Origin of the sequence: Burkholderia guangdongensis (genome assembly GCF_013403875.1) — a bacterium.
Taxonomy (GTDB): domain Bacteria; phylum Pseudomonadota; class Gammaproteobacteria; order Burkholderiales; family Burkholderiaceae; genus Burkholderia; species Burkholderia guangdongensis.
Map to the genome: position 1 here is coordinate 1 of NZ_JACBNX010000012.1, position 23,262 is coordinate 23,262.

The 23,262-nt window shown below is 62.7% G+C and carries 38 protein-coding genes; 34 read left to right on the forward strand and 4 right to left on the reverse strand.

The genetic code is table 11. The features are described from left to right. The coding region (locus HZI36_RS12790) for an EF-Tu C-terminal domain-related protein (protein ID WP_080312955.1) at positions 1-140 on the forward strand (140 nt) is incomplete at its 5' end. A 118-nt stretch (positions 141-258) separates the two neighbouring features. Here the strand turns inward: HZI36_RS12790 and HZI36_RS12795 are convergent. Further along, positions 259-621, reverse strand: coding sequence for an HVO_A0114 family putative DNA-binding protein (locus HZI36_RS12795; RefSeq protein WP_179403024.1), 363 nt, complete (start codon positions 619-621; stop codon positions 259-261). Further along, on the reverse strand, positions 618-782 hold the full coding sequence (locus HZI36_RS27000; protein ID WP_246327072.1) for a toxin-antitoxin system TumE family protein: 165 nt from the start codon (positions 780-782) through the stop codon (positions 618-620). Before HZI36_RS27000 ends, HZI36_RS12795 begins: the two co-directional genes overlap by 4 nt. Positions 783-1,155: 373 nt before the next feature. Between HZI36_RS27000 and rpsJ the strand changes: the two genes are divergently transcribed. The 31 genes from rpsJ (at position 1,156) to dsbD (ending at position 18,146) form a co-directional block, all read left to right on the forward strand. Further along, positions 1,156-1,467 carry a 30S ribosomal protein S10 gene (gene rpsJ / locus HZI36_RS12800; protein WP_004199280.1) on the forward strand — a complete coding sequence of 104 codons (312 nt, stop codon included), beginning with the start codon at positions 1,156-1,158 and terminating at the stop codon, positions 1,465-1,467. Between the two features lie 187 nt (positions 1,468-1,654). Continuing rightward, a complete protein-coding gene (gene rplC / locus HZI36_RS12805; RefSeq protein ID WP_179403025.1) occupies positions 1,655-2,305 on the forward strand; it encodes a 50S ribosomal protein L3 in 651 nt (216 codons plus the stop codon). Further along, positions 2,305-2,925 (forward strand): 50S ribosomal protein L4, encoded by a 621-nt coding sequence (rplD, locus tag HZI36_RS12810; RefSeq protein ID WP_179403026.1) that lies wholly within the window; start codon positions 2,305-2,307, stop codon positions 2,923-2,925. Before rplC ends, rplD begins: the two co-directional genes overlap by 1 nt. Further along, positions 2,922-3,236, forward strand: coding sequence for a 50S ribosomal protein L23 (rplW, locus tag HZI36_RS12815; RefSeq protein WP_179403027.1), 315 nt, complete (start codon positions 2,922-2,924; stop codon positions 3,234-3,236). The genes rplD and rplW overlap by 4 nt, the downstream gene beginning before the upstream one ends. Before the next feature lie 2 nt (positions 3,237-3,238). Further along, positions 3,239-4,066 (forward strand): 50S ribosomal protein L2, encoded by an 828-nt coding sequence (gene rplB, locus HZI36_RS12820; RefSeq protein WP_179403028.1) that lies wholly within the window; start codon positions 3,239-3,241, stop codon positions 4,064-4,066. A gap of 10 nt (positions 4,067-4,076) precedes the next feature. Further along, complete coding sequence (gene rpsS, locus HZI36_RS12825; RefSeq protein WP_004199273.1) at positions 4,077-4,352, forward strand: 30S ribosomal protein S19; 276 nt, start codon at positions 4,077-4,079, stop codon at positions 4,350-4,352. A gap of 12 nt (positions 4,353-4,364) precedes the next feature. After that, complete coding sequence (gene rplV, locus HZI36_RS12830; protein ID WP_004199272.1) at positions 4,365-4,694, forward strand: 50S ribosomal protein L22; 330 nt, start codon at positions 4,365-4,367, stop codon at positions 4,692-4,694. Between the two features lie 11 nt (positions 4,695-4,705). Further along, positions 4,706-5,506 carry a 30S ribosomal protein S3 gene (gene rpsC / locus HZI36_RS12835; RefSeq protein ID WP_179403029.1) on the forward strand — a complete coding sequence of 267 codons (801 nt, stop codon included), beginning with the start codon at positions 4,706-4,708 and terminating at the stop codon, positions 5,504-5,506. Positions 5,507-5,508: 2 nt separating this feature from the next. Next, positions 5,509-5,925 (forward strand): 50S ribosomal protein L16, encoded by a 417-nt coding sequence (gene rplP / locus HZI36_RS12840; protein ID WP_179403030.1) that lies wholly within the window; start codon positions 5,509-5,511, stop codon positions 5,923-5,925. A 9-nt stretch (positions 5,926-5,934) separates the two neighbouring features. Next, complete coding sequence (gene rpmC / locus HZI36_RS12845; protein WP_004199856.1) at positions 5,935-6,129, forward strand: 50S ribosomal protein L29; 195 nt, start codon at positions 5,935-5,937, stop codon at positions 6,127-6,129. Continuing rightward, entirely contained in the window at positions 6,126-6,398 is a 273-nt protein-coding gene (rpsQ, locus tag HZI36_RS12850; protein WP_059558289.1) for a 30S ribosomal protein S17, read from the forward strand. The genes rpmC and rpsQ overlap by 4 nt, the downstream gene beginning before the upstream one ends. A gap of 305 nt (positions 6,399-6,703) precedes the next feature. Beyond that, positions 6,704-7,072: a 50S ribosomal protein L14 gene (gene rplN / locus HZI36_RS12855; protein WP_004197951.1), complete on the forward strand. Its 369-nt coding sequence runs from the start codon at positions 6,704-6,706 to the stop codon at positions 7,070-7,072. A gap of 9 nt (positions 7,073-7,081) precedes the next feature. Then, a complete protein-coding gene (gene rplX / locus HZI36_RS12860; RefSeq protein ID WP_179403031.1) occupies positions 7,082-7,390 on the forward strand; it encodes a 50S ribosomal protein L24 in 309 nt (102 codons plus the stop codon). 17 nt (positions 7,391-7,407) lie between these two features. Further along, positions 7,408-7,947 carry a 50S ribosomal protein L5 gene (gene rplE, locus HZI36_RS12865; RefSeq protein WP_179403032.1) on the forward strand — a complete coding sequence of 180 codons (540 nt, stop codon included), beginning with the start codon at positions 7,408-7,410 and terminating at the stop codon, positions 7,945-7,947. Between the two features lie 7 nt (positions 7,948-7,954). Further along, on the forward strand, positions 7,955-8,260 hold the full coding sequence (rpsN, locus tag HZI36_RS12870) for a 30S ribosomal protein S14 (RefSeq protein ID WP_179403033.1): 306 nt from the start codon (positions 7,955-7,957) through the stop codon (positions 8,258-8,260). 14 nt (positions 8,261-8,274) lie between these two features. Next, positions 8,275-8,670 (forward strand): 30S ribosomal protein S8, encoded by a 396-nt coding sequence (gene rpsH / locus HZI36_RS12875; RefSeq protein WP_179403034.1) that lies wholly within the window; start codon positions 8,275-8,277, stop codon positions 8,668-8,670. A gap of 18 nt (positions 8,671-8,688) precedes the next feature. After that, positions 8,689-9,219, forward strand: a complete 531-nt coding sequence (gene rplF, locus HZI36_RS12880) for a 50S ribosomal protein L6 (RefSeq protein ID WP_179403035.1) — start codon at positions 8,689-8,691, stop codon at positions 9,217-9,219. A gap of 12 nt (positions 9,220-9,231) precedes the next feature. Beyond that, entirely contained in the window at positions 9,232-9,597 is a 366-nt protein-coding gene (gene rplR / locus HZI36_RS12885; RefSeq protein ID WP_179403036.1) for a 50S ribosomal protein L18, read from the forward strand. A 15-nt stretch (positions 9,598-9,612) separates the two neighbouring features. Then, positions 9,613-10,131: a 30S ribosomal protein S5 gene (gene rpsE / locus HZI36_RS12890; RefSeq protein ID WP_179403037.1), complete on the forward strand. Its 519-nt coding sequence runs from the start codon at positions 9,613-9,615 to the stop codon at positions 10,129-10,131. 11 nt (positions 10,132-10,142) lie between these two features. After that, positions 10,143-10,325 (forward strand): 50S ribosomal protein L30, encoded by a 183-nt coding sequence (gene rpmD, locus HZI36_RS12895; RefSeq protein WP_010106952.1) that lies wholly within the window; start codon positions 10,143-10,145, stop codon positions 10,323-10,325. Between the two features lie 28 nt (positions 10,326-10,353). Continuing rightward, positions 10,354-10,788, forward strand: a complete 435-nt coding sequence (gene rplO / locus HZI36_RS12900) for a 50S ribosomal protein L15 (RefSeq protein ID WP_179403038.1) — start codon at positions 10,354-10,356, stop codon at positions 10,786-10,788. Between the two features lie 44 nt (positions 10,789-10,832). After that, positions 10,833-12,179, forward strand: a complete 1,347-nt coding sequence (gene secY / locus HZI36_RS12905; RefSeq protein WP_179403039.1) for a preprotein translocase subunit SecY — start codon at positions 10,833-10,835, stop codon at positions 12,177-12,179. An 8-nt stretch (positions 12,180-12,187) separates the two neighbouring features. Next, positions 12,188-12,406 carry a translation initiation factor IF-1 gene (gene infA / locus HZI36_RS12910; protein WP_004521905.1) on the forward strand — a complete coding sequence of 73 codons (219 nt, stop codon included), beginning with the start codon at positions 12,188-12,190 and terminating at the stop codon, positions 12,404-12,406. Between the two features lie 20 nt (positions 12,407-12,426). Beyond that, on the forward strand, positions 12,427-12,543 hold the full coding sequence (gene rpmJ, locus HZI36_RS12915; RefSeq protein ID WP_004199844.1) for a 50S ribosomal protein L36: 117 nt from the start codon (positions 12,427-12,429) through the stop codon (positions 12,541-12,543). 38 nt (positions 12,544-12,581) lie between these two features. Further along, entirely contained in the window at positions 12,582-12,947 is a 366-nt protein-coding gene (rpsM, locus tag HZI36_RS12920) for a 30S ribosomal protein S13 (protein WP_038714973.1), read from the forward strand. Between the two features lie 28 nt (positions 12,948-12,975). Beyond that, entirely contained in the window at positions 12,976-13,377 is a 402-nt protein-coding gene (gene rpsK / locus HZI36_RS12925) for a 30S ribosomal protein S11 (RefSeq protein ID WP_004197937.1), read from the forward strand. 141 nt (positions 13,378-13,518) lie between these two features. Beyond that, complete coding sequence (gene rpsD / locus HZI36_RS12930; RefSeq protein ID WP_179403040.1) at positions 13,519-14,142, forward strand: 30S ribosomal protein S4; 624 nt, start codon at positions 13,519-13,521, stop codon at positions 14,140-14,142. 124 nt (positions 14,143-14,266) lie between these two features. Then, entirely contained in the window at positions 14,267-15,244 is a 978-nt protein-coding gene (locus HZI36_RS12935; RefSeq protein WP_179403041.1) for a DNA-directed RNA polymerase subunit alpha, read from the forward strand. 135 nt (positions 15,245-15,379) lie between these two features. Then, positions 15,380-15,775 (forward strand): 50S ribosomal protein L17, encoded by a 396-nt coding sequence (gene rplQ, locus HZI36_RS12940; protein ID WP_179403042.1) that lies wholly within the window; start codon positions 15,380-15,382, stop codon positions 15,773-15,775. A 156-nt stretch (positions 15,776-15,931) separates the two neighbouring features. Next, positions 15,932-16,258: a divalent-cation tolerance protein CutA gene (gene cutA / locus HZI36_RS12945; RefSeq protein ID WP_179403043.1), complete on the forward strand. Its 327-nt coding sequence runs from the start codon at positions 15,932-15,934 to the stop codon at positions 16,256-16,258. Further along, the gene (gene dsbD, locus HZI36_RS12950) at positions 16,251-18,146 is read left to right on the forward strand and encodes a protein-disulfide reductase DsbD (protein WP_179403044.1); all 1,896 of its coding nucleotides are present in this window, start codon (positions 16,251-16,253) and stop codon (positions 18,144-18,146) included. The genes cutA and dsbD overlap by 8 nt, the downstream gene beginning before the upstream one ends. Before the next feature lie 33 nt (positions 18,147-18,179). Here the strand turns inward: dsbD and hemB are convergent, their stop codons facing one another. Both hemB and yihA read right to left on the reverse strand, forming a co-directional pair. Beyond that, complete coding sequence (gene hemB, locus HZI36_RS12955; protein WP_179403045.1) at positions 18,180-19,175, reverse strand: porphobilinogen synthase; 996 nt, start codon at positions 19,173-19,175, stop codon at positions 18,180-18,182. Positions 19,176-19,418: 243 nt separating this feature from the next. Next, the gene (gene yihA / locus HZI36_RS12960) at positions 19,419-20,078 is read right to left on the reverse strand and encodes a ribosome biogenesis GTP-binding protein YihA/YsxC (protein ID WP_179403046.1); all 660 of its coding nucleotides are present in this window, start codon (positions 20,076-20,078) and stop codon (positions 19,419-19,421) included. Between the two features lie 207 nt (positions 20,079-20,285). On the opposite strand from yihA, the gene HZI36_RS12965 reads away from it, so the two are divergent. After that, entirely contained in the window at positions 20,286-20,939 is a 654-nt protein-coding gene (locus HZI36_RS12965) for a c-type cytochrome (RefSeq protein ID WP_179403177.1), read from the forward strand. Between the two features lie 120 nt (positions 20,940-21,059). Then, the gene (locus HZI36_RS12970) at positions 21,060-23,258 is read left to right on the forward strand and encodes a cytochrome c biogenesis protein ResB (RefSeq protein WP_179403047.1); all 2,199 of its coding nucleotides are present in this window, start codon (positions 21,060-21,062) and stop codon (positions 23,256-23,258) included. Positions 23,259-23,262 lie beyond the last annotated feature (4 nt).

The following is a 23,262-nucleotide window of genomic DNA, read 5'->3' on the forward strand; positions in this document are numbered from 1 at the left end:
AAATGGTGATGCCGGGCGACAACGTGTCGATCACGGTGAAGCTGATTGCGCCGATCGCGATGGAAGAAGGTCTGCGCTTCGCGATCCGCGAAGGTGGCCGTACCGTCGGCGCCGGCGTCGTCGCCAAGATCATCGAGTAACAGCGGTGATTCGCGGATCCGGTCAGGGTCCGCGTTTTTCCTGGTAGTACCGTCCGGAACCGGGCGTCCAGCTGTTGGCTGGCGCCCGGTTTTGTGTTTTCCGATCCCCGCCGGGGTCTCAGGCTGCTGCGAGCAGATCGAACTCGGTATGGATCTTGTCGTAGGGAACGTGGAGCTTGCCGTTTGGTGTGCGCTCGATCAGCCCCCAGTCGAGCAACACGGCGGCGTCCTCGTGAACGCGTTTCACGTCACGCTCGAGGCTGCGCGCAAGTGCGCGCAAGCTGACTTCGCCAAGGGCCTGCAGACGTTCGATCAATTCCCAGCGCTTCGGTGTCAGTACCGAGAACAATGCTTTGGGCGATGCAAACTCGAACGTGTGCGTGTCGGACTGACCTTCGTGCCACGCCTTGACAAAGCGCTCGCCCATTTCTGCAAGCGCGGTCGCCGTGTCGCGTCGAATGCGAATGGTGGCGGTTTTCATGACGCTCTCCTGCGCGTGACTGCCGCAATAAAGTCCCGGATCAAGTCCTCCGGGGTCGTGAATCGATATGGTTCTTCCGCGCCGTCGATGTGCCGATGGTCGCCCTTTGGCCGCTCGTTGTCGTATCCGACGACACGGTTGCCGGCGTAGCCATAAAACAGTCGCTACTTATAGCGATGCGAACTTCCCGCGACCGGTGTCGGCACCTCCCAAATGATCATTTCCAGGATTGCGCCGTCATCGAACGCCATCCGGTCGCGATGGATCAATCGAGCTTTCATGTTGGCGAATATGCCAACAGATGAAGCTGTTGTCAAATGCGCCAACGGGCGGCCATGACGGGCAGCGCCATCGTTCGGGTCTAACGGACCACGGTAAACCGTACCACCACCCCAAAATTTCGTGTAGAATCCACTGTTTAGCAGCAGAAGTACCGCCCGAGACCAAGCGCCTCGCTCCCCGCAGGCACTCGGTCTCACGTTCTTTATATGACCTGGCGATGCAACATCGCCGTGCTCTTTTCAAGGAATCGACATGCAGCAACAGAAAATCCGCATCCGCCTGAAGGCTTTCGACTACCGTCTGATCGATCAATCGGCAGCCGAAATCGTCGACACGGCAAAGCGGACTGGTGCGATCGTCCGTGGCCCGGTGCCGCTGCCGACCCGCATCCAGCGTTTCGACATCCTGCGTTCGCCGCACGTCAACAAGACGTCGCGCGATCAGCTCGAAATTCGCACCCACCAGCGCCTGATGGACATCGTCGATCCGACCGACAAGACGGTCGACGCGCTGATGAAGCTCGATCTGCCGGCTGGCGTCGACGTGGAAATCAAGCTGCAGTAAGGCTTCCAGCGCCGCCCAGTGCACCGGTTGGCGCTAAGTCTTTGATTGCTTGCGAAAAACGAAAAGTCAAGCTATAATGTTGGGCTTTTCGCGTATTTGCGGAAAAGGCCGAGTGCCCGCAACCCGTTGCGAGCCCGGCGTTTTGTAAATTAGCCCCGACCAATCGCAGTCGGGAATGGAGAAAACGATGAGCCTTGGACTCGTAGGTCGCAAGGTTGGCATGACCCGTATTTTCACGGCCGAAGGGGACTCGATCCCCGTGACCGTGCTGGACGTGTCGGACAACCGCGTGACGCAGATCAAGACTGTTGAAACCGACGGCTATACGGCCGTTCAGGTTGCATTCGGCTCCCGCCGCGCCTCGCGCGTGACGAAGCCGCTGGCAGGTCATCTCGCCAAAGCCGGCGTTCAAGCCGGTGAAATCCTCAAGGAATTCCGCATCGACGCATCGAAGGCGGCCGAGCTGTCGAACGGCGCCGTCGTCGGTTCCGATCTGTTCGAAGTGGGCCAGAAGGTCGACGTGCAAGGCGTGTCGATCGGTAAGGGCTACGCCGGCACGATCAAGCGTTACAACTTCGCATCCGGCCGTGCATCGCACGGTAACTCGCGCTCGCACAACGTGCCGGGTTCGATCGGTATGGCGCAGGATCCGGGTCGCGTGTTCCCGGGCAAGCGCATGACCGGTCACATGGGTGACGTGACGGTGACGGTTCAGAATCTCGAAATCGCTCGCATCGACGCCGAGCGCAATCTGCTGCTCGTCAAGGGTGCAGTGCCGGGCGCGAAGGGCGGCAAGGTTTTCGTGACGCCGGCCGTGAAGACCAAGGGGGCGAAATAATGGAACTCAAGCTCCTGAATGCAAATGGTCAGGAAGGTGCTGTCGTCAACGCGTCGGACGTCGTGTTCGGCCGTGACTACAACGAAGCGCTGATCCACCAGGTCGTCGTTGCTTACCAGGCGAACGCTCGCCAGGGCAACCGCGCCCAGAAGGACCGCGAGCAAGTCAAGCACACGACGAAGAAGCCGTGGCGCCAGAAGGGTACGGGCCGCGCTCGTGCCGGTATGTCGTCGAGCCCGTTGTGGCGTGGCGGTGGTCGGATTTTCCCGAACTCGCCGGAAGAAAACTTCTCGCACAAGGTCAACAAGAAGATGCATCGCGCAGGCCTCTGCTCGATCTTCTCGCAGCTGGCCCGCGAAGGCCGTCTGTCGGTCGTCGAGGACATCATCCTCGAAGCGCCGAAGACCAAGCTGCTGGCCGAAAAGTTCAAGGCCATGGGTCTCGATTCCGTGCTCATCATTACCGACACGGTCGACGAAAACCTGTACCTCGCGTCGCGCAACCTGCCGCACGTGGCAGTTGTCGAGCCGCGCTACGCTGACCCGCTGTCGCTGATCTACTTCAAGAAAGTGCTGGTCACGAAGGCTGCGGTCGCCCAGATCGAGGAGTTGCTGTCATGAGCGAGATTCGCAAAAACGATCATCGTTTGATGCAGGTCCTGCTCGCACCGGTGATCTCGGAAAAGGCGACGCTGGTTGCCGACAAGAACGAGCAAGTCGTGTTCGAAGTCGCACCGGATGCCACGAAGCAGGAAGTGAAGGCGGCAGTCGAGCTGCTGTTCAAGGTTGAAGTTGAATCCGTCAACGTGCTCGTCCAGAAGGGCAAGCAGAAGCGTTTCGGCCGTTCGATGGGCCGTCGCAAGGACGTGAAGAAGGCATACGTGTGCCTGAAGCCCGGCCAGGAAATCAACTTTGAAGCGGAGGCCAACTAACCATGGCAATCGTCAAAGTCAAACCGACGTCGCCGGGTCGCCGCGCGATGGTCAAGATCGTCAACAAGGAACTGCACAAGGGCAAGCCGCATGCGGCACTGCTCGACTCGCAGAGCTCGAAGGCCGGTCGCAATAACAATGGTCGCATCACGACGCGCCACCAGGGCGGCGGTCACAAGCAGCACTACCGCGTGATCGATTTCCGTCGCACGAAGGACGGCATCCCGGCGAAGGTCGAGCGTCTCGAGTACGACCCGAACCGCAGCGCGAACATCGCGCTGGTGCTGTACGCAGACGGCGAGCGCCGCTACATCATCGCGCCGAAGGGCGTGACGGTGGGCCAGCAGCTGATGTCGGGCTCGGAAGCGCCGATCCGTGCAGGTAACACGCTGCCGATCCGCAACATCCCGGTCGGTACGACGATCCACTGCATCGAAATGCTGCCGGGCAAGGGCGCGCAAATGGCGCGTTCGGCTGGTACGTCGGCGATGCTGCTCGCACGCGAAGGCCTGTACGCACAGGTTCGTCTGCGTTCGGGTGAAATCCGCCGCGTGCACATCGAGTGCCGCGCGACGATCGGTGAAGTCGGCAACGAAGAGCACAGCCTCCGCCAGATCGGCAAGGCAGGCGCGAACCGCTGGCGCGGTATCCGTCCGACGGTGCGTGGCGTTGCAATGAACCCGGTCGATCACCCGCACGGTGGTGGTGAAGGCAAGACGGCAGCGGGTCGCGACCCGGTGAGCCCGTGGGGCACGCCGACGAAGGGCTTCCGCACGCGTCGCAACAAGCGCACGACGACGATGATCGTCCAGCGCCGTCACAAGCGTTAAGGAGTAGGCAATGGCACGTTCTGTTAAAAAAGGTCCGTTCTGCGACGCCCATTTGCTGAAGAAAGTTGAGGCGGCTGCAGCTTCGCGCGACAAAAAACCGATCAAGACCTGGTCGCGTCGTTCGACGATCCTCCCGGATTTCATCGGTCTGACGATCGCCGTTCACAACGGCCGTCAACACGTTCCGGTGTACATCTCGGAAAACATGGTCGGCCACAAGCTTGGCGAGTTCGCACTGACCCGTACGTTCAAGGGTCACGCGGCCGACAAGAAGGCCAAGAAATAAGGGGCTATCAAGATGGAAGTGAAAGCAATTCATCGCGGTGCCCGCATCTCGGCGCAGAAGACGCGCCTTGTGGCTGACCAGATCCGCGGTTTGCCGGTCGACAAGGCGCTGAACGTTCTGACGTTCTCGCCGAAGAAGGCGGCTGGCATCGTGAAGAAGGTCGTGCTGTCGGCGATCGCGAATGCGGAGCACAACGAAGGCGCCGATATCGACGAGCTCAAGATCAAGAGCATCTACGTCGACAAGGCGGCATCGCTCAAGCGTTTCACCGCGCGCGCCAAGGGCCGCGGTAACCGCATTGAGAAGCAATCCTGTCACATCACCGTGACGGTCGGGAATTAAGGAGCCATACGATGGGACAGAAAATTCATCCGACTGGCTTCCGCCTGGCTGTCAGCCGCAATTGGGCTTCGCGTTGGTACGCGAACAACAACAATTTCGCGGCGATGCTGAAGGAAGACATCGGCGTCCGTGAGTATCTGAAGAAGAAGCTGAAGAACGCTTCGGTTGGCCGCGTCATCATCGAGCGTCCGGCGAAGAACGCGCGCATCACGATTTTCAGCTCGCGTCCGGGTGTCGTCATCGGCAAGAAGGGCGAGGATATCGAACTGCTGAAGACGGAACTGCAACGCCGCATGGGCGTGCCGGTTCACGTCAACATCGAAGAGATCCGCAAGCCGGAAACCGATGCGCAACTGATCGCCGATTCGATCACGCAACAGCTCGAGCGCCGGATCATGTTCCGCCGCGCGATGAAGCGTGCGATGCAGAACGCGATGCGTCTGGGTGCCCAGGGCATCAAGATCATGAGCGCCGGCCGTCTGAACGGCATCGAAATCGCGCGTACCGAGTGGTACCGCGAAGGCCGCGTGCCCCTTCACACGCTGCGTGCGGACATCGACTACGCGACTTCGGAAGCGAAGACGACGTACGGCGTGATCGGCGTCAAGGTGTGGGTGTACAAGGGCGACACGCTCGGCCGCAACGATGCGCCGGTCGTGGAAGAAGTGACCGAAGACAAGCGTCCGCGTCGCAACGCGCGTCCGGGCGACCGTCGTCCGCGCCGTGACGGCGAAGGCGGTGCTCCGGGTGCTCGCCGTGGCGGTCCGCGCCGTGGCACCGGCAAGCCGGAAGACGGCAAGACTGGAGAATAACGATGCTGCAACCGAAACGCAGGAAGTATCGCAAAGAGCAGAAGGGTCGTAACACCGGTATCGCGACGCGCGGCAACGCAGTGTCGTTCGGTGACTTCGGCCTGAAGGCGCTCGGTCGCGGCCGTCTGACCGCGCGTCAGATTGAGGCGGCGCGTCGTGCAATGACGCGTCACATCAAGCGTGGTGGCCGCATCTGGATCCGCATTTTCCCGGACAAGCCGATTTCGCAAAAGCCGGCTGAAGTGCGTATGGGTAACGGTAAGGGTAACCCGGAGTACTACGTCGCCGAGATCCAACCGGGCAAGATGCTGTATGAAATGGACGGCGTATCCGAAGAACTGGCGCGTGAAGCGTTCCGTCTGGCTGCAGCGAAGCTGCCGCTGAAGACGGCGTTCATCGTGCGTCAGCTCGGCGCCTAAGGAGAAAACATGAAGGCTTCCGAACTTCTCCAGAAAGACCAGGCCGCGCTCAACAAGGAGCTGTCGGACCTGTTGAAGGCGCAATTCGGCCTGCGCATGCAACTCGCGACCCAGCAGCTCACGAACACGAGCCAGCTGAAGAAGGTTCGTCGCGACATCGCACGCGTGCGGACCGTCCTGACTCAGAAGGCGAACCAGAAATGAACGATAGCGTAAAAACCTCGCTGAAGCGGACGCTCGTCGGTCGGGTCGTCAGCAACAAGATGGACAAGACCGTCACCGTGCTGGTCGAGCACCGCGTGAAGCACCCGATCTACGGCAAGTACGTCGTGCGTTCGAAGAAGTACCACGCGCATGACGAAGCGAACACCTACAACGAAGGCGATCTCGTCGAAATCCAGGAAACCCGTCCTGTTTCGAAGACGAAGGCCTGGGCGGTGTCGCGTCTTGTCGAGGCAGCCCGCGTGATCTGAGCGGGAACAGGCAGTAACAGGCACTTCTAGTTGAAGTGCTTGAAAACGCAAAGTTTTTGCTTGCGTGACCGAGATTATCTTGTATAATCTCGGTCTTCCCTCTTTGTGGGAGCCCCGTCGCGGGCGAAGTGATGGTGGGGGAAGCGGGCAGGCGCCAGCCTGGCCGAAAGAATCACCGAATTGCGATGGCGGGTTTCGTTTGCCGTCGCTGCTGTTCAGACCCAAGCAGCCGATTGGCTGACGGGACCAAGACTGACCGTGTGCATCATGGTGGTGCATCCGGATTAAGTTGGGAAAGACAAACCATGATCCAGACCGAATCTCGGCTTGAAGTAGCCGACAACACGGGTGCGCGTGAAGTCATGTGCATCAAGGTGCTCGGCGGCTCGAAGCGTCGTTATGCCAGCATTGGCGACATCATCAAGGTGAGCGTCAAGGAAGCAACGCCGCGTGGGCGCGTGAAGAAAGGCGAAATCTACAACGCCGTGGTGGTTCGCACCGCCAAGGGCGTTCGCCGTCAGGACGGCTCGCTGATCAAGTTCGACGGCAACGCCGCTGTGCTTTTGAACAACAAGCTCGAGCCGATCGGCACCCGTATTTTCGGGCCGGTCACGCGTGAGCTGCGTAGCGAACGATTCATGAAGATCGTGTCGCTGGCGCCGGAAGTGCTGTAAGGAGTCGCGATGAACAAGATTCGCAAGGGTGACGAAGTCCTCGTCATCGCCGGTAAGGACAAGGGCAAGCGCGGTGTGGTGCTGGCCGTCGGCGCGGAGCATGTGACGATCGAGGGTATCAACCTCGTCAAGAAGCATGTGAAGCCGAACCCGATGAAGGGTACGACGGGCGGCGTGGAAGCGAAGACGATGCCGCTGCATATTTCGAACGTCGCACTGGTCGACGCGAACGGCAAGGCTTCGCGGGTTGGCATCAAGGTCGAGGAAGGCAAGAAGGTTCGCTTCCTGAAGACGACCGGTGCCGTGCTGAGCGCCTGACGCAGCGGAGTATAAAAATGGCTCGTTTTCAAGAGTTTTACAAAGAAAAGGTTGTGCCCGGCCTCATCGAGAAGTTTGGGTACAAGTCGGTCATGGAAGTGCCGCGCATCACCAAGATCACGCTGAACATGGGTCTTGGCGAAGCGGTCGCTGACAAGAAGATCATCGACAACGCCGTTGGCGACCTGACGAAGATCGCAGGCCAGAAGCCGGTCGTGACGAAGGCTCGCAAGGCAATCGCAGGTTTCAAGATCCGCCAGGGCTACCCGATCGGCGCGATGGTGACGCTGCGTGGCCAGGCGATGTACGAATTCCTCGATCGTCTGGTGACCGTTGCGCTGCCGCGCGTTCGCGATTTCCGCGGCGTGTCGGGCCGTGCATTCGATGGCCGCGGCAACTACAACATCGGTGTGAAAGAGCAGATCATTTTCCCCGAAATCGATTACGACAAGATCGACGCGCTGCGTGGGCTGAACATCAGCATCACGACCACCGCGAAGACCGACGACGAAGCGAAGGCACTGCTCGCCAGCTTCAAGTTCCCGTTCAGAAACTGAGGTTACCGTGGCTAAACTGGCACTGATCGAACGTGAAAAGAAGCGCGCCCGTCTGGTCGCGAAGTTCGCAGCGAAGCGCGAAGCGCTGAAGGCGACCATCGAAGACCAAAGCAAGTCGGAAGAAGAGCGCTACGAAGCACGCCTTGAGCTGCAACAACTGCCCCGCAACGCAAACCCGACGCGTCAGCGCAATCGCTGCGCGATCACGGGCCGCCCGCGTGGCACGTTCCGTAAATTCGGCCTCGCGCGTAACAAGATTCGTGAAATCGCATTCCGTGGCGAGATTCCTGGCCTGACCAAGGCGAGCTGGTAATAGGAGAAACGTAAATGAGCATGAGTGATCCTATCGCCGATATGCTGACTCGCATCCGCAACGCGCAGATGGTCGAGAAGGTATCGGTGGCAATGCCGTCGTCGAAGGTCAAGGTTGCGATCGCACAAGTCCTGAAAGACGAAGGCTATATCGACGATTTCGCGGTGAAGAGCGAAGGCGCGAAGTCCGAGCTGAACATTGCGCTGAAGTACTACGCTGGCCGTCCGGTCATCGAACGCCTCGAGCGCGTGTCGAAGCCGGGTCTGCGCGTGTACCGCGGCCGCAACGAGATTCCGCAGGTCATGAATGGCCTCGGTGTGGCAATCGTGTCGACGCCGAAGGGCGTGATGACCGACCGCAAGGCGCGCGCTACGGGCGTCGGCGGCGAAGTCATCTGCTACGTCGCTTAACCGAAAGGAGAGAGAAACATGTCTCGAGTAGGTAAGAGCCCGATCGCGCTGCAAGGCGCGGAAGTCAAGCTGGCCGACGGTGCAATCACCGTCAAGGGCCCGCTCGGCACCATCACGCAAGCGGTCAATCCGCTCGTGAACGTGGCGAACAACGACGGCACGCTGAATCTGTCGCCGGTCGACGAAAGCCGCGAAGCGAATGCACTGTCGGGCACGATGCGCGCGATCATCGCGAATGCCGTGCAAGGCGTGACCAAGGGTTTCGAGCGCAAGCTGACGCTGGTTGGCGTTGGCTACCGTGCACAAGCGCAAGGCGACAAGCTGAACCTGTCGCTGGGTTTCTCGCACCCGGTGGTGCACCAGATGCCGGAAGGCGTGAAGGCTGAAACCCCGACGCAAACCGAAATCGTGATCAAGGGGATCAACAAGCAACAAGTCGGCCAAGTGGCAGCGGAAGTCCGCGGCTACCGTCCGCCCGAGCCGTACAAGGGCAAGGGCGTGCGCTATTCCGACGAGGTTGTGATCCTCAAAGAAACGAAGAAGAAGTAAGGGTGCGCAATCATGGATAAGACTCAATCTCGCCTGCGCCGCGCTAAACAGACGCGTATCAAGATCGCTGAGCTGCAGGTCGCGCGTCTGGCCGTGCATCGCACGAACACGCACATCTACGCTCAAGTGTTCTCGCCGTGCGGCACCAAGGTGCTCGCCAGCGCGTCGACGCTCGAAGCGGAAGTGCGCGCCGAACTCGCCGACAAGTCGGGCAAGGGTGGCAACGTCGCCGCCGCGACGCTGATCGGCAAACGTATCGCCGAGAAAGCAAAGGCCGCCGGCATCGAATCCGTCGCCTTCGACCGCTCGGGCTTCCGCTACCACGGCCGCGTGAAGGCGCTGGCCGAGGCCGCGCGTGAAGCCGGGCTCAAGTTCTAAGGGAAGGAATTCGTCATGGCAAAGATGCAAGCGAAAGTTCAGGCTGACGAACGCGACGACGGCCTTCGCGAAAAGATGATTTCGGTCAACCGCGTGACCAAGGTCGTGAAGGGTGGCCGGATTCTCGGCTTCGCCGCACTGACCGTGGTCGGCGACGGTGATGGCCGTATCGGGATGGGCAAGGGCAAGGCGAAGGAAGTGCCGGTCGCCGTCCAGAAGGCGATGGAGCAAGCCCGCCGCAACATGTTCAAGGTGCCGCTGAAGAGCGGCACGCTGCAGCACGAAGTGCACGGCCAGCACGGCGCATCGAAGGTCCTCCTCGCTCCGGCGAAGGACGGTACCGGCGTGATCGCTGGCGGCCCGATGCGCGCCGTGTTCGACGTGATGGGCGTGCAGAACGTGGTGGCGAAGAGCCACGGTTCGACGAACCCGTACAACCTCGTCCGTGCGACGCTGGACGGCCTGCGCAAGCAGTCGACCCCCGGCGACATCGCGGCGAAGCGCGGCAAGTCCGTCGAAGAAATCTTGGGCTAAGGGTGGACACCATGTCTGAAAAAACTGTCAAGGTTCAGCTCGTCAAGAGCCTGATCGGCACCCGTGAAACGCACCGCGCGACGGTGCGTGGCCTGGGCCTGCGCCGACTCAACTCGGTCAGCGAGCTGCAGGACACGCCGGCGGTGCGCGGGATGATCAACAAGGTTTCGTACCTTGTTAAGGTCATCGGCTAAGCGGCCGACTACGGATCAAGGAGTTGATATGGAATTGAATAACCTGAAGCCGGCAGAAGGTGCGAAGCACGCGAAGCGTCGCGTCGGCCGCGGCATCGGTTCGGGCCTCGGCAAGACGGCTGGCCGTGGTCACAAGGGTCAGAAATCGCGTTCGGGCGGCTTCCACAAGGTCGGCTTCGAAGGCGGTCAGATGCCGCTGCAGCGTCGTCTGCCGAAGCGCGGCTTCACGTCGCTGACGAAGGAATTCGTCGGTGAAGTGCGCCTCTCCGACCTCGAGAAGCTGCCGGTCGACGAAGTCGATCTGCTCGCCCTGAAGCAAGCCGGCCTGGTCGGCGAGCTGACGAAGAGCGCGAAGATCATCGCCACCGGCGAGATCAAGCGCAAGATCGTCGTGAAGGGTCTCGGCGCCACCAAGGGTGCGCGTGCGGCGATCGAAGCGGCAGGCGGTTCGTTTGCCGAGTGACGTGAGTCACGCATCGTCACTGGCATTTGCATCGGAGAAGGTACGTGGCTAACAGCCCGAGTCTTGCAAAACCCGGTCGAAGCACGGCGAAGTTCGGCGATCTGCGCAAGCGTGCAGTGTTCCTGCTGCTGGCGCTGATCGTCTACCGCATCGGCGCGCATATTCCGGTGCCGGGCATCGATCCGGATCAACTGGCGAAGCTGTTCCAGAGCCAGGCGGGCGGCATCCTGGGCATGTTCAACATGTTCTCGGGTGGCGCGCTTTCCCGCTTCACGATCTTCGCGCTGGGGATCATGCCGTACATCTCGGCGTCGATCATCATGCAGTTGCTGGCGATCGTCTCGCCGCAGCTCGAGGCGCTGAAGAAGGAAGGCCAGGCGGGGCAACGGAAGATCACGCAGTACACGCGGTATTTCACCGTGGTGCTCGCGACGTTCCAGGCATTCGGCATTTCGGCCGCGCTCGAGAACCAGCCGGGGCTCGTGATCGATCCGGGCATGCTGTTCCGCCTGACGACGGTCGTCACGCTGGTGACGGGCACGATGTTCCTGATGTGGCTCGGCGAGCAGATCACCGAACGGGGCCTCGGCAACGGCATTTCGCTGATCATCTTCGGCGGGATCGCGGCAGGGTTCCCGAATGCGGTCGGTGGTTTGTTCGAGCTGGTGCGCACGGGTTCGATGAGCATCATCTCGGCGATCATCGTCGTGTTCCTGATCGGTGCGGTGACTTACGTGGTCGTGTTCATCGAGCGCGGTCAGCGCAAGATCCTCGTGAACTACGCGAAGCGCCAGGTCGGCAACAAGATTTACGGCGGGCAGTCGTCCCACCTGCCGCTGAAGCTGAACATGTCGGGCGTGATTCCGCCGATCTTCGCATCGTCGATCATCCTGTTCCCGGCGACGATCCTGGGCTGGTTCAGCTCGGGTTCGAGCAAGAGCTGGTTCTCCGACACGCTGCACAACGTGGCGGAAGCGCTGAAGCCGGGCCAGCCGGTGTACGTGCTGCTGTACACGCTGGCGATCGTATTTTTCTGCTTCTTCTACACCGCACTGGTGTTCAACAGCAGGGAAACCGCGGACAACCTGAAGAAGAGCGGTGCGTTCGTGCCGGGCATTCGTCCGGGCGAGCAGACCGCGCGATATATCGACCGCATCCTCACGCGTCTGACGCTGGCCGGTGCGATCTACATCGTCTTCGTGTGTCTGCTGCCGGAATTCCTGGTGCTGCGCTGGAACGTGCCGTTTTATTTTGGTGGAACGTCGCTGCTGATCATTGTCGTCGTCACGATGGACTTCATGGCGCAGGTGCAGTCGTACGTTATGTCGCAACAGTATGAGTCGCTGCTCAAGAAGGCCAACTTCAAGGGCAGCAACGTCCCAATGCGTTGAAAGGACCTATGGCCAAAGACGATGTAATCCAGATGCAGGGCGAGGTGATCGAAAACCTTCCGAATGCGACCTTCCGCGTGAAGCTGGAAAACGGCCATGTCGTGTTGGGGCATATCTCCGGAAAGATGCGGATGCACTACATCCGTATCCTTCCCGGCGACAAGGTGACGGTTGAGTTGACGCCTTACGATCTGTCGCGTGCGCGGATCGTGTTCCGGGCGAAGTGATTTGAAAAAAGGGTAATATCATGAAAGTGATGGCTTCGGTTAAGCGCATTTGCCGCAATTGCAAGATCATCAAGCGCAAAGGCGTCGTTCGCGTGATCTGCAGTTCGGATCCGCGTCACAAGCAGCGTCAAGGCTGATTGCGCGTTTCTTTGCGCTTTTTGTTTGAGGAAAAACAATGGCTCGTATCGCAGGGGTTAACATCCCGAATCACCAGCATACCGAGATCGGCCTGACGGCGATTTTCGGTGTCGGCCGCACGCGCGCACGCAGCATCTGCGTCGCATCCGGCGTCGAATTCTCGAAGAAGGTCAAGGATCTGACCGACGCAGACCTCGAAAAGCTGCGTGAAGAAGTGGGCAAGTTTGTCGTCGAGGGCGATCTTCGCCGTGAAGTGACGATGAACATCAAGCGCCTGATGGATCTGGGTTGCTACCGTGGTGTGCGTCACCGTAAGGGTCTGCCCATGCGCGGTCAGCGTACGCGTACGAACGCACGTACCCGCAAGGGGCCGCGTCGTGCAGCGCAAGCGCTGAAGAAGTAAGCGGAACTGACAGTTACAGGAAAACGTAATGGCTAAGGCTTCGAACACCGCGGCGCAACGCGTACGCAAAAAGGTCAAGAAGAACGTCGCTGAAGGTGTGGTCCACGTTCACGCGTCGTTCAACAACACGATCATCACGATCACCGATCGCCAAGGCAACGCGCTGGCGTGGGCGACGTCGGGCGGCCAGGGCTTCAAGGGCTCGCGGAAGTCGACGCCGTTCGCTGCTCAGGTCGCTGCCGAGTCGGCCGGTCGCGTCGCGATGGAATACGGCGTGAAGAATCTGGAAGTGCGGATCAAGGGCCCGGGTCCGGGTCGCGAGTCGGCAGTGCGCGCACTGCATGGCCTCGGCATCAAGATCACCGCGATTTCGGACGTCACCCCGATTCCGCACAACGGCTGCCGTCCGCCGAAGCGTCGCCGCATCTAACGATGTGGTCGGCGTATTGCCTGTCGCCGCGTAGCGTCGACGGGCTATGCTTTTTTTATTGACTAAGCCCACCGTTCGCCCCAAAGGGCGCGAACTAGCGCGGATTCTCGTCCGCGTGACTGATTGATAAAGGAATTCAACGTGGCACGTTATATCGGCCCCAAGGCCAAGCTGTCCCGCCGTGAAGGCACCGACCTGTTCCTGAAGAGCGCACGCCGCTCGCTCGCCGACAAGTGCAAGCTCGACAGCAAGCCGGGCCAGCACGGCCGCACGTCGGGCGCCCGTACGTCCGACTACGGCACGCAGCTGCGCGAGAAGCAGAAGGTCAAGCGCATCTACGGCGTCCTCGAACGTCAGTTCCGCCGCTACTTCGCCGACGCCGACCGCCGCAAGGGCAACACGGGTGAAAACCTGCTGCAACTGCTCGAGTCGCGCCTCGACAACGTCGTCTATCGCATGGGCTTCGGCTCGACCCGCGCCGAAGCGCGCCAGCTCGTGAGCCACAAGGCGATCACGGTGAACGGCGTCGTCGCGAACGTTCCGTCGCAGCAAGTGAAGGCTGGCGACGTGGTCGCGATCCGCGAAAAGTCGAAGAAGCAGGCGCGTATCGTCGAATCGCTGTCGCTGGCCGAGCAAGGCGGCATGCCGAGCTGGGTTGCAGTCGACGCGAAGAAGTTCGAAGGCACGTTCAAGCAAATGCCGGAGCGCGCCGACATCGCCGGCGACATCAACGAAAGCCTGATCGTCGAATTGTATTCGCGCTAAGCCAATTGACGGCCGAGGTACTCCGATTGCGTTCCGCAAGGTGGAGCCTCGGCTGTTTATTTTCTGGTTGTTACCGGTCAGCCTTATCGGTGTAACGAGCCGAGGGTATTGAAAAGGAAAACCTATGCAAACCAGTTTGCTGAAACCCAAGATCATCGCCGTGGAATCGCTGGGCGAGAACCACGCGAAAGTGGTGATGGAGCCGTTTGAACGCGGCTACGGCCACACCTTGGGCAACGCGCTTCGTCGCGTTCTGCTGTCGTCGATGCTCGGCTATGCGCCGACCGAAGTGACGATCGCGGGCGTCGTGCATGAGTATTCGACGCTCGATGGTGTGCAAGAGGACGTCGTCAACCTGCTGCTGAACCTGAAGGGCGTGGTGTTCAAGCTGCACAACCGCGACGAAGTGACGGTGACGCTGCGCAAGGAAGGCGAAGGCGTCGTGACGGCCGGTGATATCGAGCTCGCGCACGACTGCGAAGTCATCAACCCGGATCACGTGGTCGCGCACCTGTCGAAGGGCGGCAAGCTCGACGTGCAGATCAAGGTCGAGAAGGGCCGCGGCTATGTGCCGGGCAACGTCCGCCGTTATGGCGAAGACACCGCGAAGATCATCGGCCGCATCGTGCTCGACGCGTCGTTCTCGCCGGTTCGCCGCGTCAGCTACGCAGTTGAAAGCGCGCGTGTCGAGCAGCGTACCGACCTCGACAAGCTCGTGATGAACATCGAAACGAGTGGCGTGATCACGCCGGAAGAAGCGATCCGCCAGTCGGCGCGCATCCTCGTCGATCAGCTGTCGGTGTTCGCGGCGCTGGAAGGCACGGAAACGGCCGCGGAAGCGCCGTCGCGCGCACCGCAGATCGATCCGATCCTGCTGCGTCCGGTCGACGACCTCGAGCTGACCGTCCGTTCGGCGAACTGCCTGAAGGCCGAGAACATCTATTACATCGGCGATCTGATCCAGCGCACCGAAAACGAGCTGCTGAAGACGCCGAACCTCGGCCGCAAGTCGCTGAACGAGATCAAGGAAGTGCTCGCTTCGCGCGGTCTCACGCTGGGCATGAAGCTCGAGAACTGGCCGCCGGCCGGTCTCGACAAGTAAGCCCGTCGTTACCGTCCCTGGCAAAGAGGCGGATTTTCCTTTAGAATCCGCCTCTTGCCATTTTCATGACCGGCCCGTGCATCCGCTGGATGCGATAGAAGAGCTGGATCAAAACTTCGAATCAAGGAAACTGAAATGCGCCATCGTCATGGTCTGCGGAAACTGAACCGCACGAGCAGCCACCGTTTGGCTATGCTCCGTAACATGTCCAACTCGCTGATCGAGCACGAAGTCATCAAGACGACGCTGCCGAAGGCGAAGGAACTCCGTAAAGTCGTCGAGCCGCTGATCACGCTCGGCAAGTCGCCGTCGCTCGCGAACCGTCGCCTGGCGTTCAACCGCCTGCGCGATCGCGATTCGGTCGCGAAGCTGTTCGACGTGCTCGGTCCGCGTTTCGCGAACCGTCCGGGCGGCTACCTGCGCATCCTGAAGTTCGGCTTCCGCGTCGGCGACAACGCGCCGATGGCGCTGGTCGAGCTGCTCGATCGTCCGGAACCGGTCGAAGCGGAAAACGTCCAAGAAGCTGAATAAGCGTCTCGGCACCGTGCAGAAAGGGCTAAGCGATTGCTTGGCCCTTTTTGTTTTGGCGGGCCGGCGTGTGGCGAATTGCCGCAGCGCGGCACGGCAGCGGCGCGCCGGCTGCGCTACGATACCGCACACACGCGGTCGAACGATTCGGAGGGGCGTATGGTGGTGGTGCTGATGCTGACGACCGTGCCGGATGCGGCCGCCGCGCGGGCGCTCGCCGACGGCGCGCTGGCCGCGCGGCTCGCCGCGTGCGTGTCCGAACTCGGTGCGATCCGGTCGCGCTATCACTGGCAGGGCAAGGTCGAGACCGCCGACGAGATTCAGTTGCTGTTCAAGACGAGCCCGGTGCGCGCGCTTGAACTGGAACGATTTATTCAAGCACGCCATCCGTACCAGACGCCGGAGATCGTCTCGTGGCAGACGACCGCGTCGGCCGGGTACGGCGAGTGGGTGACCCGCGAAACTCAACGTCTATTTCATGTTTAACGGTATCGCTTCCGGCGTGCGCGCGCGTGCGCTGTTCATGTTCCTGCTGACGCTCGCGTGCGCGCTGGGCATCGCATTGTCGGGCGGCGTTCGGCCGGCCCGGGCCGCCGACGATTTCCTCGATCCGGCGGTCGCGTTCAAGTTCAGCTCGAGCGAGTCGCCCGGGCAGGTCGACGTCCATTTCAAGATCGCCGACGGCTATTACCTGTATCGCGAGCGATTCGCGTTCGCGGTCAAGAGCGGGCAGGCGACGCTCGGCGAGCCGCAGATGCCCGGCGGCCACGTGAAGTTCGATCAGACCTTCGGCAAGAACGTCGAAACCTATCGCGGCGACCTGACGATCCACGTGCCGGTCAAGCAGGCGGCGGGGCCGTTCGAGCTCGCGGTCACGTCGCAGGGCTGCGCGGACGAGGGGATCTGCTATCCGCCCGCGCAGCACGTCGTGAAGGTAGACGGCGATGCGCTGAACGCGGCGGCGCCGTCCGGCGCCACCGGTGCCACGGCTGCCATCGCCGGTGGGGCGGACGTCGCCGGCGGCAGCTGGCTCGATCGCGTGACGAGCGCCGATTACGCGCAGTCGCTGCTCGAAGGGCGGGGCTTCTTCACGGTCGTCGCGCTGTATTTCGTCGCCGGGATGGTATTGAGCCTGCTGCCGTGCTCGTATCCGATGATTCCGATCGTGTCGGCGATCATCATCGGCCAGGGTACGCGCGCGACGCATGCGCGCGGCTTCGCGCTGTCGCTGACCTACGTGATCGGGATGGCGCTCGTCTATACCGCGCTCGGCATCGCGGCCGCGCTCGTCGGCCAGAGCCTCGGCGCGTGGCTCCAGAATCCGTGGGTGCTCGGTGCGTTCGGCGTGCTGCTGGCCGCGTTCGCGGCGTCGCTGATCTCGGGCGTCGACATCGCGCTGCCGCAGCGCTGGCAGAGCGGCGCCGCGCACGCGTCGGCCGGCCGGCAGGGCGGCCACTTCGCGGCCGTCGCGGCGATGGGCGCGCTGTCGGCGCTCGTCGTCGGCGCGTGCATGACCGCGCCGCTGTTCGCTGTTCTCGCGTTCATCGCGCATACCGGCAACGCGCTGCTCGGTGGTGCGGCGCTGTTCGCGATGGGCCTCGGCCTCGGCGTGCCGCTGTTGATCGTCGGCGTCGGCGCGGGCGCGCTGCTGCCGCGCGCGGGTGCGTGGATGGACGGCGTGAAAGTGTTCTTCGGGATCGTGCTGCTCGCGGCCGCGCTGTGGATCGTATGGCCGGCGCTCGGCGGCGCGTTCCGGATGATGCTCGCGGCGCTGTGGTTGCTCGCCGCCGCCGCGGCGCTCGGCCTGTTCACGCCGCACGCGGGCGCGCCGTCCCACGGGGAAGCGGCGCGCGCGTTGATCTGGCGGCGCCTCGGGCGTGGACTCGGCGCCGCGCTCGCGATCTGGGCGGCCGCGCTGCTCGTCGGCCTCGCGGCCGGGTCGACCGATCCGGTGAAGCCGCTCGCGGTGCTCGCCGGACGCACGACCGCCGGCGCGGCATCCGCCGCGCAGGAAGGGCCGGCGTTCGCGTCGGTCGGCTCGAATGCGCAGCTCGACACGCTGCTGAAGACGTCCGCGCAGCCGGTGATGCTCGATTTCTACGCGGACTGGTGCGTGAGCTGCAAGGAAATGGAGCACCTGACGTTCAGCGACCCGCGCGTCGAGGCGCGGCTTGCACAGCTCCATCTGGTGCGCGCGGACGTTACCGCGAACAACGCGGACGACCAGGCGCTGCTGAAGCGTTTCAACCTGTTCGGCCCGCCCGGGATCATCTTCTTCGACCACGACGGCAAGGAAATCGCGCGCGTGGTCGGCTATCAGGCCGCCGAGACTTTCCTGCGCAGCCTCGATCACGCGGCCGTGCCGTCGGTATAAGCGGCGCGCGGCCGGTGTAAGCGCCGCGCGTGTTCAGGCGCCGCGCAGCAGCCGCGCCGCGTCGAGCGCGAAGTAGGTCAGCACGCCGTCGGCGCCCGCGCGCTTGAACGCGAGCAGCGATTCGAGCACGACCTTGTCGTGATCGAGCCAGCCGTTCTGCGCGGCGGCCTTCAGCATCGCGTACTCGCCGCTCACCTGGTACACGTAGGTCGGGAAGCGGAACTCGTCCTTCACGCGGCGCACGATGTCGAGGTACGGCATCCCGGGCTTGACCATCACCATGTCCGCGCCTTCCTCGATGTCGAGGCGCACTTCGCGCAGCGCCTCGTCGCTGTTGGCCGGATCCATCTGGTACGTCATCTTGTTGCCCTTGCCGAGGTTCGACGCGGAGCCGACCGCGTCGCGGAACGGGCCGTAGAACGCCGACGCGTACTTCGCCGAATAGGCCATGATCTTCGTGTGGATATGGCCGTCGCTCTCGAGCATCTCGCGGATCGCGCCGATCCGGCCGTCCATCATGTCCGACGGCGCGACGATGTCGACGCCGGCTTCGGCCTGCGCGCGCGCCTGATCGACCAGGATCTCGATCGTATCGTCGTTGATCACGTAGCCATGTTCGTCGAGTACGCCGTCCTGGCCGTGGCTCGTGTACGGATCGAGCGCGACGTCGGTCAGCACGCCGAGCTCGGGGAAGCGCTTCTTCAGCTCGCGCACCGCGCGCGGGATCAGGCCTTTCGGATTGGTCGCCTCGCGGCCGTCGGGCGTTTTCAGCGCCGGCTCGATGGCCGGAAACAGCGACAGCACCGGCACGCCGAGCTCGACGCACTGCTCGGCGACGTGCATCAGCAAGTCGACCGACACGCGCTCGACGCCGGGCATCGACGGCACCGGCTGTCGCTCGTTCGTGCCTTCGACGACGAACACCGGGTAGATCAGGTCGTCGGTAGTCAGGCGGTTTTCGCGCATCAGGCGGCGGGAGAAGTCGTCGCGGCGCATCCGGCGCGGACGATGAAGCGGATGGAAGCTCATGGCGTTGGGCGAAATCAGGGCAGCAAGGGCGCTTGCGCAACCCTCGGTAATTTTCTGAAACGTTGGTATATGATAGCGATCGAGCGCCGCGCATTATGCGTCGCTCCCCGCTTCTCCTCCCTGAGCGGGTGCCTGTCGTTATTCGATTAGGCTGTTTGACCCGCCGTTTAACGGCGGGTTTTTTTATGAGCCGGCCGAATCGACGACCCCCGTCCAGGACACGCGCCGAAACGCGTCGTCCGGCTATTGTGCTACAGCACCGCCATCTTCGTCCGCCGCCGCCGGCCGCAACCAGCTCTCGATCAGCGTGTGCGCGTCGTCGAGCCCCGTGCGCTTGAGCGCCGAGAAAAGCTGCACCGTCAGCGCGCCTTTGACGCCCGAGTCGCGATACGCATCGAGCCCCTTTTGCGTCGTGCGCAACGCATTGATGCTTTCCTGCCGCGTCAATTTGTCGCATTTGGTCAGCAGCGTGTGGATCGGCTTGCCGGTCGGCGCGAACCACTCGATCATCCGGCGGTCGAGGTCGGTCAGCGGGCGGCGCGAATCCATCATCAGGATCAGGCCGCAGAGCTGCGAGCGGGTCGCGAGATAGGACGACAGCAGCATTTCCCAGTGCGCCTTCGCGGCGCCGGGCACTTCCGCGTAGCCGTAGCCGGGCAGGTCGACGAGGTTCGCGACGGGCTCGGCGGCCGGCCCGACCGAGAAATAGTTGATGTGCTGCGTGCGGCCGGGCGTCTTCGACGCGAACGCGAGCCGCTTCTGGTTGCACAGCACGTTGATCGCCGTGGACTTGCCGGCATTCGAGCGGCCCGCGAACGCGATCTCCGGCTGCACGGTCGGCGGCAGGTCGCGCAGGTGGTTGACGGTCGTGTAGAAGCGGGCTTGGTGGAGCAGAAAGGCCATGGGAACCGGGGGGGCGACGGGGCGGCGCGAGCCGCGGGGTGGAGGCGGGGTAGCCCCGATAGGCGCTGGGGCTTTCAGCACGATATTGTACAATACGACGGTTTTACCGAAGGCACCGGCGCCCGTCTGGCGCGCTTCTGCGGTAGACTGAGCGCCGTCGTTTATTGCAGAACCTCAAATTCCCACAAGACGAAACAGGGTGTGCGAATGAATCGACTGTGCAAGTCTCTGATGGTGCTTCAGTTTGCAGCAGGACTCGTAGGTTTCGTAGCACAGGCGGATGCGGCGGATGCGGCCAAACCGGATCTGGACCGTGGCAAGGCGATTGCGACGCAGGTGTGCGCGGCGTGTCACGGCGCCGACGGCAACAGCGCGACGGGCAATTTCCCGAAGCTGGCTGGCCAGCATCCGGAGTATCTGGTCAAGCAGTTGCATGACTTCAAGGTCCAGCCGGGCGCGAAGAAGCCGGCGCGGGTCAATTCGGTGATGGTCGGCTTCGCGAGCGCGCTGAAGGATCAGGACATGCAGAACGTGGCCGCGTATTTTGCGTCGCAGACGCCGAAGCCGGGCGTCGCGCGCGATGCGGCGACCGTGCCGCTCGGGCAGAAGATTTACCGTGGCGGCATCGCGGAGAAAGCGGTGCCCGCGTGCGCGGCCTGCCACGGGCCGACCGGCCAGGGGCTGCCGGTGCAGTATCCGCGGCTGTCCGGGCAGTGGGCCGACTACACGGTCGCGCAGTTGAACGCGTTCCAGCAGGGTGCCGGCGCGCGCAACAACAGCGAGCCGATGCATCAGATCGCGTCGCGGCTGTCGAACGGCGAGATCAAGGCGGTGGCGGATTACATCGCCGGCCTGCATTGATCGCCGCGCGAGCAGGAAATTGACCGGCCGCCCGGAGGGTAGCCGGTGTCAGAACAAGAAAAGGGTGGGGCGCCGCCGTCGCGGCCGCCTTGCCCTTTTTTGTTGTCAGTTGGAGTTGGAATGAGCGTTACCACGTCTGGGTTGCAGTCGAAGTCGGGCCCGCGCGCCGCACGGCGCGCAATCGAGCTCCTGAGCTCGATGCGTTTCGCGATCGCGTTGCTGGTGGTGCTGTCGATCGCGAGCATCATCGGCACGGTCCTGACCCAGGACGATCCGTACCCGAACTACGTGAACCAGTTCGGCCCGTTCTGGGCCGATATCTTCCGCGCGCTGAGTCTCTACACCGTGTACAGCGCGTGGTGGTTCATGATGATCCTGATCTTCCTCGTGATCTCGATCTCGCTGTGCGTGATCCGCAACGGGCCGAAGATGGTTGCGGACATGAAGAGCTGGAAGGACAAGGTCCGCGAAGGCAGCCTGCGCGCGTTCCATCACAAGGCGGAGTTCTCGGCGGGCAGCTCGCGCGCGGCGGCGACCGCGTCGCTGTCCGCGTTCGTCGCGAAGGCCGGCTACAAGCACGTCGTGCGCGAGACCGAGGGCGCGACGCTGATTGCCGCGAAGCGCGGCGCGATGACGAAGATCGGCTACATCTTCGCGCACCTCGCGATCGTCGTGATCTGCCTCGGCGGCCTGCTCGACAGCAATCTGCCGATCAAATTCCAGATGTGGCTGTTCGGCAAGACGCCGGTGAACACGAGTGCGACGATCAGCGCAATCTCGCCCGAGCACCGGCTGTCGGCATCGAACCCGACGTTCCGCGGCTACGTGTTTGTGCCCGAGGGGCAGTATGCGTCGACCGCGATCCTGAACCAGCCGAACGGCTCGCTGATCCAGGATCTGCCGTTCTCGATCCAGCTGAACAAGTTCATCGTCGACTACTACTCGACCGGGATGCCGAAGCTGTTCGCGAGCGATATCGTCGTGATCGACCGCGCGACCGGCAAGCGGGTTCCGGCCCGCGTCGAGGTCAACAAGCCGTTCACGTACGACGGCGTGTCGATCTATCAGTCGAGCTTCCAGGACGGCGGCTCGCTGATGCAGATGACCGCGTATCCGATGACGGGCGTCGGCACGAAGACGTTCCCGATCCAGGGCGCGATCGGCAACGCGGTGCCGCTGCCGGGCGCCGGCGGCGACACGATCGAGTTCGCCGATTTCCGCGCGATCAACGTCGAGAACATGGCCGACGCGAATGGCCGGCCCGACGTGCGCGGCGTTGCGACCACGCACACGCTCGAGCAGGCGCTCGACGAGCGGCTCGGTTCCGGCGCGAAGAGCGCGAAGCCGATGCAACTGCACAACATCGGCCCGTCGGTCCAGTACAAGGTGCGCGGCAAGGACGGCCAGGCGCGCGAGTTCAACAACTACATGCTGCCCGTCGACATGGGCGGCGACCGCGTATTCCTCGCGGGCGTGCGCGACACGCCGAACGATCCGTTCCGCTACATGCGGATCCCGGCCGACAGCCAGGATTCGATCGGCGAATGGATGCAGCTGCGCGCGGCGCTCGCGGATCCGGCCGTGCGCGCGCAGGCGGCAGCCAGCTTCGCGCAGCGCTCGCTGCCGTCGGCCGACGTGGCATTGCGCGGCCGGCTGCAGGACAGTGCATCGAAGGTGCTGACGCTCTTTGCCGGCGGCGACGACAGTATCGGCCGCGCGGCGAACGGCCAGCCGATCGGCGGCTTCCAGGCGGTCGCGGCGTTCATCGACCGCTCGGTGCCGAAGGCCGAGCAGCAGAAGGCGGCGGGCCTGCTGCTGCGGATGCTGGAAGGCTCGATGTGGGAGGTCTGGCAGATCGCGCGCACCCGCGCCGGCGAGCCGGCCGCGCAGCAGAGCGCCGATACGGTCCGCTTCGTGCAGAACGCGATCAACGCGTTGTCGGACAGTTTCCTGTACGGCGCGCCGGTCTATCTGAAGCTCGACTCATTCAAGCAGGTGCAAGCTTCGGTATTTCAGTTGACGCGCGCACCGGGCAAGAATCTGGTGTATCTTGGCAGCCTGCTTCTGGTCGTCGGCATCTTTTCGATGTTCTACGTGCGCGAGCGGCGCCTCTGGTTCTGGCTCAAGGACGTTCCCGGCTCGGGCACCGACGTCGTCATGGCGATGTCGACTGCCCGCAAGACCTTCGACTTCGAGAAGGAGTTCGTGCAGACGCGCGACGCGGCAGGCGCCGCCCTGCGCGCCGTGCCCCGCGACGCCGCCCCGGCGTCGGCACCCCGCGCGCCGGTTGGCGTCGGTTCTGAGGATTCGCCCCGGTAACATC

Coding starts and splice junctions, on each gene's coding strand:
- yihA (WP_179403046.1), bottom strand. CDS start 20,078: ATGGCCTTTCTGCTCCACCAAGCCCGCTTCTACACGACCGTCAACCAC.
- infA (WP_004521905.1), top strand. CDS start 12,188: ATGGCCAAAGACGATGTAATCCAGATGCAGGGCGAGGTGATCGAAAAC.
- rplX (WP_179403031.1), top strand. CDS start 7,082: ATGAACAAGATTCGCAAGGGTGACGAAGTCCTCGTCATCGCCGGTAAG.
- hemB (WP_179403045.1), bottom strand. CDS start 19,175: ATGAGCTTCCATCCGCTTCATCGTCCGCGCCGGATGCGCCGCGACGAC.
- dsbD (WP_179403044.1), top strand. CDS start 16,251: ATGTTTAACGGTATCGCTTCCGGCGTGCGCGCGCGTGCGCTGTTCATG.
- rpsC (WP_179403029.1), top strand. CDS start 4,706: ATGGGACAGAAAATTCATCCGACTGGCTTCCGCCTGGCTGTCAGCCGC.
- HZI36_RS12965 (WP_179403177.1), top strand. CDS start 20,286: ATGAATCGACTGTGCAAGTCTCTGATGGTGCTTCAGTTTGCAGCAGGA.
- rplR (WP_179403036.1), top strand. CDS start 9,232: ATGGATAAGACTCAATCTCGCCTGCGCCGCGCTAAACAGACGCGTATC.
- rplQ (WP_179403042.1), top strand. CDS start 15,380: ATGCGCCATCGTCATGGTCTGCGGAAACTGAACCGCACGAGCAGCCAC.
- rpsE (WP_179403037.1), top strand. CDS start 9,613: ATGGCAAAGATGCAAGCGAAAGTTCAGGCTGACGAACGCGACGACGGC.
- rpmJ (WP_004199844.1), top strand. CDS start 12,427: ATGAAAGTGATGGCTTCGGTTAAGCGCATTTGCCGCAATTGCAAGATC.
- rpsJ (WP_004199280.1), top strand. CDS start 1,156: ATGCAGCAACAGAAAATCCGCATCCGCCTGAAGGCTTTCGACTACCGT.
- rplW (WP_179403027.1), top strand. CDS start 2,922: ATGAGCGAGATTCGCAAAAACGATCATCGTTTGATGCAGGTCCTGCTC.
- rpmD (WP_010106952.1), top strand. CDS start 10,143: ATGTCTGAAAAAACTGTCAAGGTTCAGCTCGTCAAGAGCCTGATCGGC.
- rplC (WP_179403025.1), top strand. CDS start 1,655: ATGAGCCTTGGACTCGTAGGTCGCAAGGTTGGCATGACCCGTATTTTC.
- rpsQ (WP_059558289.1), top strand. CDS start 6,126: ATGAACGATAGCGTAAAAACCTCGCTGAAGCGGACGCTCGTCGGTCGG.
- rplV (WP_004199272.1), top strand. CDS start 4,365: ATGGAAGTGAAAGCAATTCATCGCGGTGCCCGCATCTCGGCGCAGAAG.
- HZI36_RS12935 (WP_179403041.1), top strand. CDS start 14,267: ATGCAAACCAGTTTGCTGAAACCCAAGATCATCGCCGTGGAATCGCTG.
- rplE (WP_179403032.1), top strand. CDS start 7,408: ATGGCTCGTTTTCAAGAGTTTTACAAAGAAAAGGTTGTGCCCGGCCTC.
- rplP (WP_179403030.1), top strand. CDS start 5,509: ATGCTGCAACCGAAACGCAGGAAGTATCGCAAAGAGCAGAAGGGTCGT.
- rplO (WP_179403038.1), top strand. CDS start 10,354: ATGGAATTGAATAACCTGAAGCCGGCAGAAGGTGCGAAGCACGCGAAG.
- HZI36_RS12795 (WP_179403024.1), bottom strand. CDS start 621: ATGAAAACCGCCACCATTCGCATTCGACGCGACACGGCGACCGCGCTT.
- HZI36_RS12970 (WP_179403047.1), top strand. CDS start 21,060: ATGAGCGTTACCACGTCTGGGTTGCAGTCGAAGTCGGGCCCGCGCGCC.
- rpsS (WP_004199273.1), top strand. CDS start 4,077: ATGGCACGTTCTGTTAAAAAAGGTCCGTTCTGCGACGCCCATTTGCTG.
- rpsM (WP_038714973.1), top strand. CDS start 12,582: ATGGCTCGTATCGCAGGGGTTAACATCCCGAATCACCAGCATACCGAG.
- rpmC (WP_004199856.1), top strand. CDS start 5,935: ATGAAGGCTTCCGAACTTCTCCAGAAAGACCAGGCCGCGCTCAACAAG.
- rplD (WP_179403026.1), top strand. CDS start 2,305: ATGGAACTCAAGCTCCTGAATGCAAATGGTCAGGAAGGTGCTGTCGTC.
- rplF (WP_179403035.1), top strand. CDS start 8,689: ATGTCTCGAGTAGGTAAGAGCCCGATCGCGCTGCAAGGCGCGGAAGTC.
- cutA (WP_179403043.1), top strand. CDS start 15,932: ATGGTGGTGGTGCTGATGCTGACGACCGTGCCGGATGCGGCCGCCGCG.
- rplN (WP_004197951.1), top strand. CDS start 6,704: ATGATCCAGACCGAATCTCGGCTTGAAGTAGCCGACAACACGGGTGCG.
- rplB (WP_179403028.1), top strand. CDS start 3,239: ATGGCAATCGTCAAAGTCAAACCGACGTCGCCGGGTCGCCGCGCGATG.
- rpsH (WP_179403034.1), top strand. CDS start 8,275: ATGAGCATGAGTGATCCTATCGCCGATATGCTGACTCGCATCCGCAAC.
- rpsK (WP_004197937.1), top strand. CDS start 12,976: ATGGCTAAGGCTTCGAACACCGCGGCGCAACGCGTACGCAAAAAGGTC.